Annotated in this window: 9 protein-coding genes and 5 pseudogenes; 11 read left to right on the top strand and 3 right to left on the bottom strand. The window is 58.0% G+C overall.

All coding sequences use genetic code 11. From position 1 onward, the window contains the following. Window positions 1-146 precede the first annotated feature (146 nt). From NKH06_RS17255 to NKH06_RS17240, 4 genes and pseudogenes are all read left to right on the top strand, one after another. Window positions 147-997, top strand: a pseudogene (locus tag NKH06_RS17255) (site-specific integrase); the annotation flags it as partial. Window positions 998-999: 2 nt separating this feature from the next. Next, window positions 1,000-2,089 (top strand): annotated as a pseudogene (locus NKH06_RS17250) (IS91 family transposase); the annotation flags it as partial. Window positions 2,090-2,473: 384 nt separating this feature from the next. Further along, a protein-coding gene (locus NKH06_RS17245; protein ID WP_352893516.1) for an IS630 family transposase occupies window positions 2,474-3,398 on the top strand; the annotation gives its coding sequence in 2 pieces (ribosomal slippage) (window positions 2,474-2,829 and window positions 2,828-3,398; 927 coding nt in all). A 41-nt stretch (window positions 3,399-3,439) separates the two neighbouring features. After that, window positions 3,440-4,377, top strand: a pseudogene (locus tag NKH06_RS17240) (IS4 family transposase); the annotation flags it as partial. 66 nt (window positions 4,378-4,443) lie between these two features. On the opposite strand, the gene NKH06_RS17235 reads toward NKH06_RS17240, so the two are convergent. Next, the gene (locus NKH06_RS17235) at window positions 4,444-5,589 is read right to left on the bottom strand and encodes a serine hydrolase domain-containing protein (protein WP_352893515.1); all 1,146 of its coding nucleotides are present in this window, start codon (window positions 5,587-5,589) and stop codon (window positions 4,444-4,446) included. A 1,104-nt stretch (window positions 5,590-6,693) separates the two neighbouring features. Between NKH06_RS17235 and NKH06_RS17230 the strand changes: the two are divergent. The 6 genes and pseudogenes from NKH06_RS17230 to NKH06_RS17205 all read left to right on the top strand — a co-directional run. Then, window positions 6,694-7,157: pseudogene (locus tag NKH06_RS17230) on the top strand (methylenetetrahydrofolate reductase); the annotation flags it as partial. 433 nt (window positions 7,158-7,590) lie between these two features. Beyond that, window positions 7,591-7,860 carry a winged helix-turn-helix domain-containing protein gene (locus tag NKH06_RS17225; RefSeq protein WP_352893514.1) on the top strand — a complete coding sequence of 90 codons (270 nt, stop codon included), beginning with the start codon at window positions 7,591-7,593 and terminating at the stop codon, window positions 7,858-7,860. 1,371 nt (window positions 7,861-9,231) lie between these two features. Continuing rightward, window positions 9,232-9,501, top strand: a complete 270-nt coding sequence (locus NKH06_RS17220) for an Lrp/AsnC family transcriptional regulator (RefSeq protein ID WP_352893513.1) — start codon at window positions 9,232-9,234, stop codon at window positions 9,499-9,501. Window positions 9,502-10,039: 538 nt separating this feature from the next. Further along, window positions 10,040-11,041, top strand: coding sequence for a GHMP family kinase ATP-binding protein (locus tag NKH06_RS17215; RefSeq protein WP_352893512.1), 1,002 nt, complete (start codon window positions 10,040-10,042; stop codon window positions 11,039-11,041). 10 nt (window positions 11,042-11,051) lie between these two features. Then, window positions 11,052-12,119 (top strand): cysteine synthase family protein, encoded by a 1,068-nt coding sequence (locus NKH06_RS17210; RefSeq protein ID WP_352893510.1) that lies wholly within the window; start codon window positions 11,052-11,054, stop codon window positions 12,117-12,119. Then, complete coding sequence (locus tag NKH06_RS17205) at window positions 12,106-14,802, top strand: lyase family protein (RefSeq protein WP_352893508.1); 2,697 nt, start codon at window positions 12,106-12,108, stop codon at window positions 14,800-14,802. The genes NKH06_RS17210 and NKH06_RS17205 overlap by 14 nt, the downstream gene beginning before the upstream one ends. Before the next feature lie 49 nt (window positions 14,803-14,851). On the opposite strand, the pseudogene NKH06_RS32045 reads toward NKH06_RS17205, so the two are convergent. Beyond that, window positions 14,852-15,623 (bottom strand): annotated as a pseudogene (locus NKH06_RS32045) (transposase family protein); the annotation flags it as partial. Between the two features lie 209 nt (window positions 15,624-15,832). Next, a complete protein-coding gene (locus NKH06_RS17200; protein ID WP_352893507.1) occupies window positions 15,833-17,047 on the bottom strand; it encodes a KamA family radical SAM protein in 1,215 nt (404 codons plus the stop codon). Between the two features lie 506 nt (window positions 17,048-17,553). On the opposite strand from NKH06_RS17200, the gene NKH06_RS17195 reads away from it, so the two are divergent. Continuing rightward, complete coding sequence (locus tag NKH06_RS17195; RefSeq protein ID WP_352893505.1) at window positions 17,554-18,786, top strand: ATP-grasp domain-containing protein; 1,233 nt, start codon at window positions 17,554-17,556, stop codon at window positions 18,784-18,786. Window positions 18,787-18,800: the final 14 nt, after the last annotated feature.

The following is an 18,800-nucleotide window of genomic DNA, read 5'->3' as shown; positions in this document are numbered from 1 at the left end:
TTTGAATCCCGAGGGATTCCAGTGAGGCGTGGTTCATGATTGAACTAAACCGCTGCCGCGGCAGCTGATGCGCGGGTCTGGCCTGAGGAGGCCCCCGTCTGAGAAGATTTGGTGTTGAGCCAACCTTCCAGACAGGAGAACCCCAGATGGCCCAGATAAGCCCTCTGCGTCAGCGGATGATTGAAGATCTGACGATCCGCAATTTGTCACCGGAGACCCAGCGATCCTACGTGCATCACGTGGCGAAGTTCAGTCGATTTTTTGGACGATCACCCGATCAACTGGGATACGAAGAGGTGCGCGCCTATCAGGCCCACTTGGTGGGCCGAAGGTCTCGTGGGGCGCGTTGAACCAGACCGTTTGCGCCTTGCGTTTCTTCTACGGCGTGACGCTGGGTCGATCTGATCTGCCTGAGCGGATCGCTTACGCCCGGACGCCGCGCAAGTTGCCGATCGTGCTGAGCGCCGATGAGGTGGTCGGCTTTCTGCAGGCCGTGAAGGGGACGAGGAACCGGGTCGCTCTGATGACCACCTATGCGGTGGGCTTACGCGCCGCGGAGGCGGCGCGTCTACAGGTGACGGACATCGATAGCAGCCGGATGATCATTCGCATCGAGCAGGGCAAGGGCGGCAAGGACCGCTATGTGATGCTGTCGCCGCAGCTGCTGGAGATTTTGCGCGTCTATTGGCGGTTGACCAAGCCGGGGCGATGGCGATTCCCTCGACGCGATGGCCGCGGCCCGATCCACCCACAGACCTTAGGGATCGCCTGTCGAGCAGCCTGCGAGTTCCTGGGCGTTGAGAAGCGCGTGACGGTGCACACCCTTCGCCACAGCTTCGCCACTCACCTTTTGGAAGCCGGCACGGACATAAGGATCATTCAGGTGCTGCTGGGCCATCGCAGCCTGGCGACGACGACACTATACGCCCAGGTCTCAACGGCTGTGATCGGCCGGACTGCCAGTCCTTTTGACCAACTCCGCATGGAGATCACGCCGCGTGCCGGACCGCGGCCCTGGGCGGTCACGCCGAACACTGCGCCGACTGCGGTCTCGTGCGGCAAGCCTATAACTCCTGCCGCAACCGTCACTGCCCCAAGTGCCAGGGCCTAGCCCGCGCCCAGTGGCTGGCTGAGCGGCAGGCTGAGCTGCTGCCGGTCCCATACTTCCACGTGGTCTTCACCGTCCCGGCCCAGATCGCTGAGATCGCTTTCCAGAACAAGGCGGCGGTCTATGCGATCCTGTTCAAGGCCGCATCCGAAGCCTTGAGGGTGGCGGCGGCCGATCCCAGGTATCTGGGCGCCGAGATCGGCATGGTCGCCGTGCTTCATACTTGGGGTCAAAATCTCCACCATCATCCGCATGTCCACTGCGTCGTGCCGGGCGGCGGCCTGTCGCTCGAGCCTGCCACGGCGAAGGCCGGGGACCAGCGATGGATCGCCTGCCGGCCGGGATTTTTCCTGCCAGTGCGGGTTCTGTCGCGCCTGTTCAGGCGGCTATTCCTGGGGCGCCTGCAGGACGCCTTCGACGCCGGCCAGTTTCGCTTCTTCAGCGATCTCGCCAGCCTGGCCGACCCTGCCACTTTCTGCGCCCAACTGGCTGGACTGAAGCGGATCGAATGGGTCGTCTACGCCAAGCCCCGTTCGGCGGTCCCGAACAAGTCCTCGCTTATCTGGGCCGCTACACCCATCGCGTCGCCATCGCCAACAGCCGCCTCGTGAGCCTGGACCAGGGAAAGGTCAGCTTCCGCTGGAAGGACTATCGTCACCACGACAAGTCCAAGCACAAGCTCATGACCTTAAGCGCCGACGAGTTCATCCGGCGCTTCCTGCTGCACGCTCTTCCAGACGGATTCCATCGCATCCGCCATTACGGCCTCCTCGCCAACGGCCACCGCGTCGCCAAGCTCGCCAGTGCCGTCTTCTTCTGGCGGCGCCCACGCCGCTGACGCCGGACCCGACCGCCGACTCTCGCCAGCGTTACCGCTGTCTCACAGGGCGCTCCCTGGACATGTGTCCGGGCTGCGGCGGCGCCATGGCCTCGCTCGGCCCGATCCCGCGCAAGGCCCCGAGCTGGCCAGACACCTCATGACACGCTGCGTACCGACACGCTCGCACCGTCCATCCCGGCGTCTGCTACAGTCGCCGAAGGGCCTTTGCGCGCCGCTAGTCAAAGTCGCAGCCTGGCTGTCGCCAGCAACGCTGCACCTCAGCGTCAACGACCCAATGGCGCCGTCTCTCGCGTCGCAGATGGTCCTGCATCGCGACGACGGGCGACCGCCCAAAAGCGATCGGCGAGCCCGCTCCGGCGCCTCGGACACACTGTCGAGCCCTAAATCCCCATAGCCCCGCCCGCCATCCCGCGGTTCAGTTCAATCAGGCTTCAATGTAGTCGCGACCCGGTGCGAGCCCGTACTATCGCGGCCGCGACCACACAGAACCCTCCAGATTCACTTCCTGTAGGAGGTGATTTGCCATGCCCAAGCCCTATTCGCGCGATTTGCGTGAACGTGTTGTGCGGTTTCTCGAGGCTGGCCACTCGCGGCGTGCGGCGGCGGCACATTTTGGGGTGTCGGTTTCGTTTGTCGTGATCCTGATGAGGAACTATCGAAAGACCGATAGCCTAGCGCCCAAGGCCAACGGTGGCCGCCGCCATTCCAAGCTCGACCCGCATCGAGCGTTCTTGCTTGGCCGTGTAGCCGAGAAGGATGACATTACCATGCCGGAGCTTGCCGCCCAACTGGCCGCTGCTACAGACGTCCAGGTCGCTCCTGCCTCGATCTCGCGCTGGCTCATCAGGAATGGCTATCGCTTCAAAAAAAACGCTGCTGGCCAGCGAGCAAGATCGTCCCGACATCAGCAGGGCGCGGCAGGAGTGGCAGACCAGGCGCCAGCCGCGGATGCGGCTTGAGCCACATCGGCTGGTGTTCATCGACGAAACCGGAACCACTACGAAGATGACACGTCTGCGCGGCCGCTGCCTAAAGGGCCAACGGCTGCGCTCAAAGGCACCGTTTGGGCATTGGAAGACGCAGACCTTCATCGCCGGGTTGCGTTGTCATGGGCTCACGGCCCCTTTTGTTATCGACACGCCGATGAACCGGCGCATCTTCGAAACCTATGTCGAAACGCAGCTCGCTCCGACGCTGGCAAAGGGCGATGTCGTCATCCTCGACAATCTCGCTGCCCACAAGAGCCCGACCGCCGAGGCAGCGATCCGGGCCAGAGGCGCATGGCTGCTCTTCCTGCCGCCCTACAGCCCAGATCTCAATCCCATCGAAATGGCATTCGCCAAGCTCAAGGCGCACCTGCGCGCAAAGGCCATCAGAACCATCGACGCCCTGTGGCAGGCCATTGGCGATATCTGCAATCTCTTCTCTCCAACAGAATGCAGAAATTAGTTCGCAGCCGCAGGGTATGGACTCACATGAAAGTCCGCCGCTCTAACAGCCAGCACCATTACCATCTGGGCAATGATCGATTGCGACGTTCGACTCTGCCGGATGCCGGCCGCCGCCGCCCTGTAGCCGTCTTTGCCTAAACTTTCGCCCTGCTTTCGCCCCAGCTCGACCGGCACACGCGCCGTGAGGGCACAGCCATGCTGCGGCTGATCGATTCGACCCCCATTCCCCTTCGGCGTGCGGTTGGGCTAGTCCAACGGCCGCATCCGCGGCATGAAAATGCATGTTGTCTACGACCCCGACAGCGACTGCCCGCGCATCCTCGACATTACCGAACGCCAGTTCGGTCGTAAGACCAGCATCGAGAAAGGCGCTACCTAGTATTCAACAAGGGTTATTGCCATTACGGCTGGTGGACAACGATCGCAGCGGCCAAAGCCTTCTTCGTCACCCGGCCCAAATCCAACACGGGACTCAAGGTGCTACGTCAGCGCCGCCTCACCCACACACAGGGCGACGGCTTCACCATTCTCAGGATGCCAGCGTAAGCCTGCCAGCAAAACCAACTGCAGGCTGGCCCGTTGCGGCGCCTCACCGTGCAGCGTCAAGACGGAGACATGATCACCTTGCTGACCAACGATCTCAAGCGATCCGCGGTCGAGATCGGACAGCTACAAGGGCCGCTGGCAAATCGAGCTTTTGTCCGCTGGATCAAGCAGCACTAAAAATCTGCAAGTTCCTCGCCAACAATGACAATGCCATCGCCTGCAACTCTTCGCAACAATGATTGCTTATGCGCTGCTGCGCATTTCCGCCCGCTCCCACCGCATCACTATGCCGATCCTGCGCTTTTCCGATTTGGTCATTCGATGCCTTCGAGCGCCGTCACATCGCCGCCATCCAAAGGCCGCCCCGGTCAATCCGAGCCAACCCTAAGCCACGAACCTCCCCAAACCAGATGAAATTCACCTACGTCTGACTTTCCCTGATAGCCCTGCGCGTCTTGGAAAACGGAAATCTGCCCGGCCCATCCTCTTTACTTAAATTAGGCCTCGAAGTCCAGCCGACCGATGTCTCCCAGCATCTTGATGATGGGGATGTAGTAGTCCGAGTCGTAGGCTTCCCAGTTCTCGAGCACGCTGAAGAAGACGCCCACCACGTCGCTTGTCAGATCGGCGATCATGTACTGACCGCCATAGCCGCCATGACCTAGCCAACGGCCGTCGGTGTTCGTTTGATTGCAGTATCGTAATTGCTCCCGAGGTGGCGGCATAGGGATGCCAGCTTCCAGCGAGCGCTCGATGAACGAAGCGCTTCCCACCAGCTGGTCATCAATCCCTCTTCCGCGTCTCACAAAGAGCGATCCGTATCGCGCCAGGTCGCGCGCGGTGAGGCACAACCCGCCATCCATGGTCGGGAAGCCCTCTCGATCCGTAGTGATGTAGAGACAGCCCTCGATTCCCGCCGCGTCGGCGATGTCTGCAAGATGAGAGCGTATCGTCCGGCCGCTCACCGCTTCAACGATCATCGCGAGCACGTCAGTATTGGCGGACTTGTAATCGACGCAACCTGTAGGGTTAATCGTATCCGGCGAGCTTATCGTCGTCAGAAAGCTGCGCATGGTATGCTCGTGCGCGGGATCGACCGGCAGGCGCCAACCCATGGCCTCCTCGTGTGCGAACACAGTGGAGTACGGATTTCTGTAGTCCTCGCTGTAATCGTTGTTGACGTCCATGTTCATGACCTGCTGGACCGTCGCAGGGGCATAGCCGCTGCCGATCCACGGCAGATAGTGGGCTACCTTGTGGCTCAGATCAATTTTGCCCTCCTCTAGCAAGCGGCCGATAACAAGATTCATTATTGTCTTGCTGATCGATTGGATGCTGTGCGGGCGATCTGGACCGAAATCCGGCGCGTAGCGCTCGAAAAGCAATTCGTTGCCCCGGATCACCGCCATTGCGGAGAACCACGGCAGCGCTGTAAGGCGGCGGACCGCCTCCATCTCGGCGATGCGGAGATCCATGCGCTTGTGCAGCGCCATCACGCGGGCAGCGCGAAAGCTCAGGCCGTAGCGCGCGAGACGATGCAGATTGTGAAAGCCGTCTCGGCGATAATCCGGCTGGTTCCAGCGCGCCTTATTGTCTCTACCGATCGTCAGGTCCGGATTGGTCTCGCTCGCGATCTCGCTCATGGCGTCTCTCCCGGATTCGCGGGGCGGCCGGTCAAACCGAGGCCGTCGGCGAGCGGAACCCAAACGTGCTCGGTTAACGACATGGGTAGCGGCCAGAGGGCAATCTTCGTCGTTCCTCTGCTATATTGCCAAATTTTCCGCATTGTCTGATCCCCTTTAGTGGCGCGATGTGCCGTTTTGACGCGGCAGTTTCCAATAGATTATGATGCCTGGGTGAGGCGGGTTTGCGCCAAAATAAATGACTTTCGAAATGCGAGCGGCACCAAGCGATGTCATTTGAAGTATTGTCAGCTTCTGGAACGCCAGCAGACTTGTGTGGACAGCAACGAGATATCGCGCGGAAGCTGCGGCTCTCCTTTATGCCAGATGCCGAAATGGGCCGGCCTTCGCGAGCATAACCAGGTTGGGTGGCTGTCCCTCAAAATGATGGTGTTGAAACGGAGTCCGAGCGATCGGCTCCAAGCATCATGAGAGGAACAGCCATGGAACACATGTGGGAATCGATGTCTCTCTGAAAGTGAGCAGCGTGTGCATTGTAGACGCGACCGGAAGGATCATCCGCTGGGCACTGGTCCGCTTTCGAGGAACTTGAATTGTCCGTCGGCCGCATTGGGCTCGAGGCCGGGCCATTGGCCCCGACGGCAGGAACTGGCCGGTCCGGTTTGCCCACCTAAGGGGGCAGCTCGCCAATGGCAGCCGTCGTCCGTCAGGGCGCTGCTGGATCGAGCCCGGCGGCTCGGTCTCGTGCACCCGCTTCTCCTGGAGTTCGTCGAGAAAGCGAGAACAAGGTCTCGATCAAGCTCTTCGAGCGTCAACGCCGCCGGCTTCTTCCGCAACCGGACGGCGGCAAAAAGGATCAGCATGCGCTTCTGCCTCTGCTTGCCACTTATCACGCCAGCTACAGCGACACGGCCTACTACTCACTGGCTCTCGCTATGGCGGCGGCCTCATCGTCCCTTCGTCGTCGACACGCCGAATAGCCCATATCTGTTCCTGTCCTTCACGCCGCCCGTGGGACCGTTCAGGTGCGTATCGCCTGTTTCGAGGACTGCGGCGCTCCGCCACATACTCTCGCCCGACACATAAACGCGGTTATGTGGCACCATGCGCCACGAGAGCAGGTTACTGTCCGGCCGCAAGGTCTCGAAACCACCTGCTGCGTTCCTCGGCGTTGCCATCAACTCGTTCGCGCAGCCCCTTTGCCTCCGGCGCACAATTCGTTTAGAGCCAATACTGCTACGACGTGCCGATGTTTCGCGAGTACATGGAGCGCGTCCGAGACCTCGGACTGGTCGAGAAGTGCTTCGTCCTGTGCGGCGTCGGCCCGCTCGCCTCCGCCCCGCACAGCGAAGCGGATGAGCACCAACATTCCGGCGTGCATATCCCGGATGCCGTGATCGCGAATGGCGGGCGCAGCCGATCAGAAGAAGGAAGGCAAGCAGATCTGTATCGAGATCATCAACGAGGTGACGGAGATCAACGGGGTCTCAGGAAGCCACGTGATGGCTTATCGGCAGGAAGAGTTGGTATCCGAAATCGTCCAACAATCCGGCGTGCTCAAGGGGCGGTAGCCAGGGATATAATGGTAAGGCAAAGGATGTCGTGCAGCTCAGAGAAGCTCGACATGATCCCGCCCAAAGTCTGCGCATAGTTGGCCGATGACGTCGCCCAGCAGTGGTGACCTTCGCGCAACGCTCCTTCAGTCAAGCCTAAGCTGGCTAGAGCATGCAAAGAAAGATTGGCGGTGTCGGCGCCCGCGACCAGGCAAATCAGCTCCTCTGCGTTACCGACAAGGACGCCCACCCGACCAGACGTCGCCCGCCGCCGGAGGGCGGCGACCTGAACGCTTGGCGGTGGCTTCACCGTAACCGCCGCCGCGGTCCCGCAAGACGGTTTCGATCTGAGGATGGTCGGCGAGCCAGGCCTCGACGGTGGCAACCTCACGATCAGGCATCTCATACGGCAGTTGGCTCAGTTGCGGCAGCCTTGAGATGAAGCTCGATGCTCACCGGGTTCGAGGTAATGGCCACGACATCCATCTCGGACCTCTCGAATTCAACCTGCTGCGGCAATTTTCTTGAGGCTCCCGGCAAGGTCTTCAGCCGAGACGAGCTGATCGACGCGGCCTGGCCGGACAATATCCATATCGGTGAACGCACTGTCGACGTCCATATCAGCCGGATGAGAAAGGCGCTGAAGGCGGCCTCGCCAGGTAGCGTCATTCGTACTGTCAGGTCTGCCGGCTACTCGCTCGAGAAGCCAGACGACTGAATCGCGAACGGATGGTGTGCCCCTCTCCATCTTCGTTGGAAGGCAAGTCTTGCGGCTTCGAAACGCGCTACGGGCGCGACATACAGGGGGAGCAGTCAGATGGCCTTCAAAAGCATACTCAGCGTAGCGGGAGCTGATCACTCCGATCGCGATGTCAGAACAGCTGCAAGCTTGTGCGCCGGCGCACATCTGTCCGTCCTGATTATGTCGCCTCCGCCGCTCGTGCAGGCACCGGCCCGTCAGCAGCGCCCCGGCTGGGACTTGCCGCGACGGCCGCCGGCCGTCAGCTGTTGCATCTGTACAGCACCGAAGAAGCATGAGACCGGATCCGCCTGCCTGCGAATACCCGAGCCGGACGGCTGCGCTAAGGTCATCGGCCGGGGTGAACCGCCTACTTCGGAACGCGCTTTTAATGATGGCTGCGAAAACCGCCGGCAACCGCGGTTGAGTTCCCGTCCGTTGGAACCCCCCGGGCTTCTGCTTTGTGCAAATACGCTTGCGGACGAGAACCAGGTGCAGGCGTCACATACCGGTTTTGATAGGGTCGCCGTGTAAACCTTCGCAACGATTTCGGAAGCGGGCGAAAGCGACCGATAAAGGACTAAAGGGGACAGACCTAATCCCTTTGAAGCAGATTGCCCAGTCGACGCGTTGCGATATAACGTGCTATCTTGGCGACCTGTTCGACGACTTTGGGCAGCGTTCCCTGGCCAATGGTGATGTGAACGACGAGTTGAGCTCGCTGCAGCGGTGATGTGCAGCAAGCCATGACGATCCATGACGCCGGGCTCGTTCCGTCGTCGTGCCCAACTCCTGCCCTCATCTCGGATCGGGGTGGGGTGACATTGGTGTCATCCTTATTCTGCTGGAACCGCGCCGGACCATGCGCAGATGCCCATTAGGCGTTGGCGGGAGCAAGGACGTCTGCTGAACAGGCCTGGGTCTTTCGCGCTGCAGCCAATCAGCCGTTGTCCGGTGTTCGACAGCGTTGTCAGAGAACGCACCAACATCGTTGGTTCCGAGCTCCATCGCAAAGCAAATACAAGAGGTGTCCCATTCGGCACGCTGCTTGCGTATGCTCTCGTGGTGCGTAGGTGGTTGGAACCGCCTGCATTGCGCTTTTGACGCGCGCTAGCCAGCAGCGGCGCGCATCTAACTGGTAGAACATCGGATGGCATATGGCTCTCCGACCCGCAGGCGATTTGATGAGTGTCCAATGGATCAACCCTGTTATGGTCTGCCGTGCCCGAGTAGCGTGAGCCATTTGATGGTTGGGGCAGCATCGATCGTTCGACGTTGCGATACCGAAGTCAATGTCGCTCCTGGCATCGGTAAGTTTTGCTTCCAGATCAACAGGGTTGGTTGAAAAAAATGATCATCGTGATAGTGCTAGTAGAGCTTGATCGAATCTGTCTTGAGCTTGTCGAAAGATTCAAGCGCTTGATGCGAGCCGCCACAGAGGTAACCGAGTGCTACCTGACCACGGGCAGCGCCGATTTCGTCCTAGTCCTGGCCGTGGATGACCTCGAAGCTTTCAAGGCATTTGTTAAGACGAAGCTAAATACCGATTCGAACGTGAAGAAATTTAACAGCATGATCGCCCTCGACAGGGTCAAAATCGAGCCACAAGCCACGCTATAGCTTTCGCCGGACTGCGCTGACGTAATCACTCACGCAGAAGGCTCGCACCGCCAACCATGACCAATCGCCTCTGATGAGCAAAGTGATCGCTTCACCTTGCCGACGCACAGAGTGTGAGCTGACGCAATCCGGGGCAGCTTCTGGAGCCTTCCACCGGCTGTCTCCGAAGTCTGCTTTCTTCGGCGAAGGAGGCAGGCGTTCACGTTGGACAGGCATTTTCACAACAGCAGCGAGCTTCGGCAGAGGCTGAGAGCTTGGTGCACCGTTGTCGATCAGACTAAGGGCAAAGCTGGATCATTGATTGATTAAGGCGGAGCCCTTTCGGACGCCCGCCCAACGAGTTTCGCCAGATGCTGGATGCCGCGTCGCCGGCAATCAACAGCGCAACAGGCCTTACAAATAATTTCACAGAAGCTTTGCGAACAAAACTCGCTGCCAGTGCTACGTTCACCGAGCGGATCGCAGGTGCCATCGCAGGTGCCCAGGTACTCGAAAGTATCCCATCCGAAACGCGAGCCAATCAGGAAGCGACCCGAGCATGTCGACCAGAGAAATTCTCGAAGCGGCCGCCGATGAAGTTTGGAGCCCATACATGTGTCATCAGATGTTCGATGGCGCAGAGGCGGCCCAGAACTTGGCCGAGGATGGGCAGGAGCCAAAGGTTCACTCCAGCGGCGCTCTTTGTTGCGGCACATTCGGCGAGCTGCTGCAAGGCCAACTGGCGGCGGACTCTGTTCTCCAGGATTCTCACTTCTTGGTCACGATGCCGATCGCGCTCTTTGCGAGGGCTCACTTCACGCCGATTGCGGACACAAGATCCGTGACTGTCTATCCGTCCCATAAAGTCAAAGCAAAACAGCTAGCTGAGAATCTTGTGAGTGCGCTCGGCGCCCCAGGAGGAATTCTGCTTTTGCAATCGGAACTTCCCGAAGGCAAAGGACTGGCGAGTTCGTCTGCGGATCTTGTCGCGGCTGCACGGTCGATCGCGCGCTGCTTCAACCGTAGAATCCGCACGTCATTGATCGAGAAACTAATGGCGGAAATCGAGCCATCCGACGGGGTGATGTACCCAGGGGTGGTCGCATATCAGCAGCGAGCATGTCGCCTTCTCTCCTTCCTTGGGCAAATGCCGCCACTTGCAATCGTGGGTATTGATGAAGGAGGGATGGTCGAAACCGTCGACTATGATCAACGACGAGGTGAAATCTCGGCCAGCCACAGGGCAAAATATGGCGAATTACTCGACCGGGCGCGGACAGCGATTCCGCAGGGTGACGCGACCACAATAGGCAGAATAGCTACGGCCAGCGCGCTCCTGCACCAGGAGCGAAGTCCAAAGGAGCACCTGAACTCAATGTTGAAAGCATCCGAAGCTACTGACGCCCTCGGGATCATAGTCGCGCACAGCGGCACAATGAGTGGAATTCTGCTTGATCGAATGGCCGCTGACTTTCCACGGAAGCTTCGGTCCGTGCTCGCTCATGTATCGGAGTTCGATGACTCGCCAAAAATATATCTGACCATGACTAGCTTTCAGTGAGGTAAGCAGGATGAACGCTCGTCCCAAACGCCTACCATTCTCCGGCTACTCAGATGCCTATGTCCTCCCCAGCATAATAAGGTGTGAGACAAACCTTTATGTTGCGCAGTTCGCGTTCATGAAACTTCTTCCCGCGAAGTACATCATTGAACAAGCGCTGGCCAGGGAGACTCTGACGTACGGCATGAAAGTTCTCGAAACTTCGAGCGGAACCTTCGCGCTGGGGTTAGCAGTAGTCTGCCGGGAATATGGTTTCCAACTTGAAATCTTCACAGACCCGGTGATGGACAAAGGCCTGGAAAACCGGTTGAACTCCTTGGGAGCCGAGGTCGTGATAATAACTGAAAAGGCGAAGCAGGGTGGCTATCAAAGAAGCCGTCTCGATGCCTTGCACGTTAGGATGAGACAGCTGGGCCACTTTTGCTTTTGGCCCCGACAGTACGAAACACCGGATAATCCAGCAGCCTATAAGCTCTTCGCCGACCAAATAGCAGAGATGTTCGGCTCGGACGTAACGTTGGTCGGATCTGTAGGGTCAGGCGGATCTACTTGCGGAACAATAGAGCGCCTCCGCCAAAAAGCGCCTAGCGCACGCCTGATCGGGGTGGACACCTTCAGTAGCGTGATCTTCGGCCAAAAGGATGGCGAACGCAAGCTGCGGGGGCTGGGGAACAGTCTTGTGCCCAAGAACGTGAAGCATGAACTGTATGACGAAGTGCATTTCATCTCGGCTCCACTCGCATTTACCGCAACGCGACTCCTCCACGAGTGGCACGCCGTCTTCGCCGGTCCGACATCCGGAGCGAGCTATGTGGTGGGGCGGTGGCGCGCCCGGCAATATCCAGAAGAGACTGTAGTCGTCATTTGCCCGGACGAAGGCCACCGCTACGTGGAAGCTGTATACGATCGCGAGTGGCTCAAGCAGAACGGATCTCTAAATGAAGGCGATCTACTGGATGCCCCGGCGACCGAAAACCATCCGTCCACGGCACTCCCACCATGGAACCGATATCTTTGGAAGCGGAAAACCCGGGAAGCGGTCTTAAACGTTTGGAGCGAGTGTGATGAGCCGAGGTAGCTTCCTTTTTGTAGAAAGCAATACGACCGGCACTGGCGAGCTATTAATGAAGCGGGCCCGAGTCTTGGGCTTTGAACCGTATCTCGTTACACGTAATCGAGCGCGCTACCCGTTTTTAAAAGACTCCGCGGCGCTTCAAGTGATCGAAGCTGAAACGGGCAGTCCGGATGACGTCATTGGGGTGGCTAGCAAAATAGGGCGGCTGAAGGCGATATACTCATCGTCCGACTATTTCGTGGAGACTGCGTCACGTGTCGCGACGGCAATGGGATTACCCGCGACGGACCCGGAGGCCATAGTCACATGCCGAAACAAATGGAAGCAAGCACTCGAGTTGCAGCGACAATCAATCGCGATTCCTGCAACTCGTCTGGCCACATCCATCACAGACGTCGAGAAAATTCTTAGCCGAGTCACTCTGCCGGTCGTCGTGAAACCAGTCTCCGGAAGCGGTAGTAGCGGCGTGCGGCTGTGCGAAAGCGTTACAGCTGCCATCAAGGCGTTTGAGAGCGCACAAATCGCACTGTTAGATCAAGTGGAACTGACCAGTCCCGAGATCCTCATCCAGCAATATTTAGAGGGTAGGGAATACTCTGCAGAGATAGTTGCTCACGATGGCGCGCTGCATTGCCTTGGAATTCTCGCAAAGCACAAAGGCCCCACTCCTTGCTTTGTCGAGGTAGGGCACGACTTTCCGGCTCCCCTTCCTGAGCCATTCCTCCAGGACCTGGCTTCCTTTGCCGCGGGCGCGGCATCGGCTCTGGGTCTGAATTTCGGACCGGCTCATGTGGAGTTCGTGATAACCGAGTGGGGCCCTGTCATCATCGAGGTCAACCCCAGGCTGGCCGGAGGGATGATTCCAGTCATGCTTTCGCACGCCTTGGGCACGTCAGTTCTGGATATGACAATCAAGCTTTACGCCGGGGACGCGTTCACGCCCCTCCGAGCGAGCACGAAGGCGGGAGCCATTCGTTTTTCCCTTGCTGATAAGGCTGGTAAGCTCAAACGCCTGAGCTTTTCTCGAAGTCGAGACGATGCAGTACCTGAGGCAGCTCTTCTAAAATCTGAGGGGGAGGAACTTCAAATATATGGCGATTTTAGAGATCGGATCGCTTACGCCATAGGCGTTGCTGATGAACTTACTGTCGCAGCCATAGCGGCTGAACGGATGATTGACTCCATTGTGATCGAGATTGAGGCGGCTCCTTGGCAAGCGGACAACCACAAAGTCGCGGGGTCAAGCCAGAGCAAGTGGAACCTGCATCCCGAAGCGATGAAGTTGCTCGCTCCACCAATCGAAATTGCACGTGACGGTCGCCTTCTGCGGTACCAGGCCACCATAGACGAAGCACATATGGTGATGCTCGCGGACCAAGGCCTGGTCCGTCAGGCAGTGGCTGCCGATCTCCTCAAGCACATCTTGGCCCTCCAGGACGAGGGCTTTCGGCCTTTGGAGGGCCGCGATGCTCCGCGTGGTGTCTATCTGGCCTATGAGGCCGAACTTGCCGCAAGAGCTGGCTCCGAAAAGGCTGGCTGGCTCCACCTCGCGAGATCCCGCAACGACTTGAACGCGACCATCTCTCTTCTGGTGCTTCGGGAAGCTGCATGTTCCATCTCGCAAGAGATAGGAATCGCACAAGATGCCCTACTTGAACGGGTGGAGGAAGCATCGAGCCTAGTGGCTCCGTTGTACAGTCAATATCAAATTGCGCTCCCGGGATCGCCAGGGCACTACCTGCTTGGCGTCTTCTTCGCTCTAGGTCGCGAGCGCCAGCGCCTCCATTCGCTGTTGGAAGGCATCAGAAAAAACTGCCCTATGGGAGCTGGTGCAGGCGGAGGCACCAGCTTGCCTATAGATGCGTTAAAGACCGCAAACCTTCTGGGGTTCGAAGTGCCGTCATTCAACTCACTTGATGCTGTCGCAAGTCGCGATCATCACGTGCACGGACTTTCAATCTTCGCTGGTATCTCGATATTGCTCAGCCGTTTGGCCCAGGACCTTCAGGTTTGGACTACGCGGGAGTTCGCGCTTATCGAGGTGCCCGACAATCTAGCTGGCGGCTCTTCCATGCTGCCACAAAAAAAGAACCCTTTTCTGCTGGAACACATTAAAGGGGCGGCAAGCTCGGTGATCGGGGCCTACGTTTCTGCAGCAACGGCAATCTACAAAGCACCTTTCAGTAACTCAATCGAGGTAAGCAACCACGGCTGCTCTTCACTAAGCCTCGCAGAAGAAGCGCTAAAGCGCGCCATAACCCTCACGTCGCTAATCGTGAAGTTCATGTCTTTCAAAGTTCTGTCGATGCGTGACTATCTGGAGGATGGTGCATCAATGACGACGATCGCCGTAGAACGGATGACGTCGCAAGGCGTTCCTTTTAGAGAAGCACACACAAAAGTTGCGGAGATTGCCAGACGCTTATCTCTGCATAGCAGCGCCGCTGAACGCCGCAGCGAGTTGATCAGACATCTCGCTGACGCGTTGCCAGCTAGTCTCGAAGAGGGTAGGGATGCTCTGCGGTTCGGAGGAGGACCGGGAAAGCGATCAACTGAGGGCCAGATTTCCGCAGCCAAAAAATTCCTTCGGGACACCCAACTGAAATATGTCGACCTATGCGATCACTGGGCACGCGCCGAGATGCTACGCAAACAGAGGGTGCAAGAACTCATTGACAGACACTAGCCTAGGTGTTTAGTCCCGGCATTTGCTGGAGCGGATTTACGATGAACTGTTAGGGCTGGTCAGCCCATTTGCCGATGAATTCGTAGGGCGTGAGCCCCTTCGGAGTCTTGAGCCTGCGAGCAAGTTGTAGGCGGCGACGAAGCCGGCGAGATGGGCGCGGAGTTGGTCGTACTCGTAGTGGAAGCGCTTGACAGTGGCATCCTTGACCCGGTTCAATCTCTCGATCTGGCCCTAGATCTTAGGATGCTTGGCCTTGGTCGTGCGGTGCTCGACGTCCTACCTGGCGCAGGAGTATTCGAAGGCGTCAGCGCGGAAGATCTCGCCATTGGGCGATTGCCTTCCTGGTCAGCGGCACCGCCGAGCCACCGGAACCGGTGGTGGTGAACTGGATGCCATTGTCGTAAGCACGGTGTGAATTTTGTAGGCCACGGGCGCGAAAACCGCAGCAGAAAGTCTCTTGATACGGCTGTGGGGCCTTCTCGTGCAACTAGACAAAGGCGAATTTCGGACGAACATATAGAGCTTGCCCTGCTCGGCCCGCACCTCTCCAGCGCCGATGTGGAAGTAGCCGATCGGGTAGCTCTTGAACTTCTTCTTCGCAGGCCTGTCGCACTCGACATCGGAAAGCCGGCCGATGCCATGGCGCTGCAAGCAGCGGTGCATTGAAGATCACGTCAGATGCGGGATCTCGGCTGAAGCGCGTAGAGGCAATCGTCAAGCGGCAGCAACGTGTAGCGCCGGAAGGCAACGATGACCGCCTCTTCCTCCATCGAGAGCACGGTCGAGCGCGGCTCGCTCGGGCCGGTCGGCAGATCAACGACGACGCTGACCCCATGACAGCTCCTACGTATTGGCGGTGAGCGTTTCGCCTATAGTGCATGCGCGTGAAGCAGTCCTGCATACCTGTCGTGAGTGGCAATCCGGGAGCGGGAAAGTCGTCAACACCAGGTCACGGCTCGCCACCTGGGAACCGCGCGCTTTGTGATCCGTGCGCTCTGTCTCGGCAATCAGCATCGCACGGCTTTCGATCTCATGCTTCGGGCAAATCATCCAACCAGCAAGCGCCCTCGCGGTGTGGTCTAGAAAAGATCTTTCCGATCGTTTCCAGATTCTTGCTTTGATGGTATCGCATGTAGACTCGGCTATCGGCTCCAAGGTCAAGGATCTCAATCTTGCCTGTGTAATGAGACATAATGTATTTGAATGTTTTTTGGATGCCGCTGAGACGTTGGTTGATGCCGCGTACAATCTCTGTTCCGCGGCGCAGCGACACCTGGAAGTGTGAGGCGCCCTTCACCGGCCTGCCCTGAAAGAGGTAATATGGACGGACACCGATTTGATGGCACTTGGCGAAGGTCGCTGCCAAAATCTCCGAATCGTCGTTGACTTTCGCGAGAAGCACGGATTGATTGAGAAACTGTACATCCTGTGCACGCAAAGAGCGAATATTGCGCTCCGCGTCCACTGAGATTTCACCGATGTGGTCGAAATGTGTGACGACCACCGAGGCTTTGCGCGCTTCATGGATCCGTTGGAACAAACCCGGCAAAGCGGGATCGTCAAACCGCTTGGGCTGGTAGGCGATTGCTTTTGTGCCGAATCGGATCGACTCCAAATGCGGTATTGGCAGTAGATGATCAAGAATTTTGCTAAGCGTGGCGGTACTGAGCGCGAAAGGATCGCCTCCCGAAAGCAATACATTTGTCATCTCAGGATGCTTGGTAATATAACGCGCAATCTCGGTGAAGTCAGTTGTGATTTCATGGGACTGCTTGCCAACGATGCGTTTACGAAAACAATAACGGCAGTAAGACACGCAACGGTCAGTTACAAGCAACAACCCGGTCTGGGGATATTTGTGCTGTAGTCCAGGCATGACCGTATTGTCGTGCTCGCCACTCGTATCCAGGCTGCCGGAGCTCTCGAACTCGTCGAATGAGGGCTCGACAATGTATCTAAGCTGGTCGCGGTAACCACTGGTTCTGACCTGTTCACGGTAGAATTTTGTGACTTGGTAACGCGTAATACCGTTGGCTTCCAGCTCACCTTCTGTAACGACGCGCGTCCCCTCGATGAATTTCATGATCGCTGTTCGGGCCCGCGTTTCAGAGCTTGTGGGCAGGCAAACGCGGGACGGTGCGGTCGCCGGCGCGTTTGGCACATACTCGCTCAGGCTCTGGTTCTCGCAATCAGCAGTACCCGCCTCCGAATCCCGCTTCATCTGGTTGGTTTGCGCAAGTTTCATTTAGTCCTCCGGGTTGGAGATTGCGGGACCCGTGATCATAACGTTTCCTTCACCGTGCCGTTTGCAACGGGCGTGCCGCCAAGAGATTGTGAGAGCAAGACGAGCGAAGCCAAATCTTTAACGATGTAATTGCGGGAATACTCGTACATCAGTGTGTCAAGTACCGAACATGGACGTATTCAACCGAACATGGCTGGCATAGGGTGCTGTAGGCGGGCGGAGCGCGTGCGATTGAAACGAATATCCCACAAAATGGGGTACCGGCCTCTGGCGCGCTGCGGCCAAACTTTCGAGGTGGTCGTCCTCACAATGATGATCTGAACCGTCAGGGCCGAAGCCAGGGTCAAACATCAAACCTGTCTGGCGGAGCCAAGAGACTGCAACAGATCTTCAAGTTAAATTCACAGAACCTTTGCAACCCAGACCGCTCATATTGCTACCTTCACCGCGGCTGACCCGTGTTTAAGGTCAGGCCGCCGCACTGCACTTCACGGAGGCGATGCCGAATGGCAAGAAGAGCGCTCATCCTGGTTGAAGGCCACAGGAGTATTGGTCTGCAATACGTTACCGCGGCCAAGCGTCTTGGGCTTCATCCAGTTACGTTGTCTGCCGATCCAGCTCAGTACGACTATCTTGCACCGGAAAGCCTTGAGACCATCCGTGTAGATACAGACGATTGCGATGCACTGATCCGCGAATGTTCCCAGCTACGTGCAACCTGTGACATTGCTGGTATTACAGGCTTTTCGGGCGTAGACGAGTCGATCTATGCGACAGTTGGCAAGCTCTGCCAGCGTTTCGGTCTGCCCGGACCGGACCCGGCATCCATCGAACGATGCTGCGATAAATACACTCAACGTCAACTCCTTGCCGTAGCCGGCATCCCAATGCCTGCTTATCGCTTGGCAATGGATGCGGCAGACGTAAAAAGCTGTGCAATGGAGATCGGCCTACCGGTGATTGTCAAGCCAGCCGTCGGTAGCGGCAGCTGCGGTGTGCGATTGTGCCGCAATGTCGACGAGTTGGCCAGGCACACGGCCTATCTGCTGGCTCGGGAGCCGACACATGGGACTTCGTCGAGGATACTGATCGAGGAATTTGCCCAGGGACCCCAGTATAGTGCTGACACAGTCGGAGATGAGGTCATTGCAGTGGGTGCCGCCAGCTTCGACCGCCCGCCACATTTCGTTGTCCGTGGCAGCGTCTTCCCGGCCCTACTGACGGAATACGAATATAAACGCATTGCCGACGTTTCACTGAGCTGTTTGCGATGTCTGGACCTTGGCTGGGGACCAGCGAACATTGAATTTCGGTGGACCAAGTGTGGCCCAGTAGTCATCGAAGTCAATCCGCGCCTTCCGGGGTGGACCACTCCTCGGCTGATTCAGCTGGCACATGGGGTCGATCTCATCACCGAGCACATCAGGCTTGTGATCGGCGAGGAATGGGATTTGCGCAGAAGGCATACGCAGGTTGCGGCCGCGCGGTTCCTACTTCCAGATCAGGATGGCATCTTTGATTGGATCGATGGCGACAGTCGGGCGGCTGCCGTACCAGGTATAGTCGAGGTCAAAATTTATACTAAACCCCAGACTCCGATCATCAGGAAAGGAGATTTCCAAGATACTATTGGACATGTCATCGCCGTTTCCCCCAGCCTTTCTCAAACTGAGGCGATACTGCAGCGTGCCGTCGATTTAATCGGTTGGTCGATTACACCCTTTCCAGCCCTTGGCTAACAGGAGCAATCTGT

The organism is Mesorhizobium sp. M1342 (assembly GCF_040317955.1).
In the GTDB taxonomy this organism is placed as follows: domain Bacteria; phylum Pseudomonadota; class Alphaproteobacteria; order Rhizobiales; family Rhizobiaceae; genus Mesorhizobium.
Note: the sequence above shows the minus strand (reverse complement) of the source record. Positions and strands in the feature narration are given on the sequence as shown.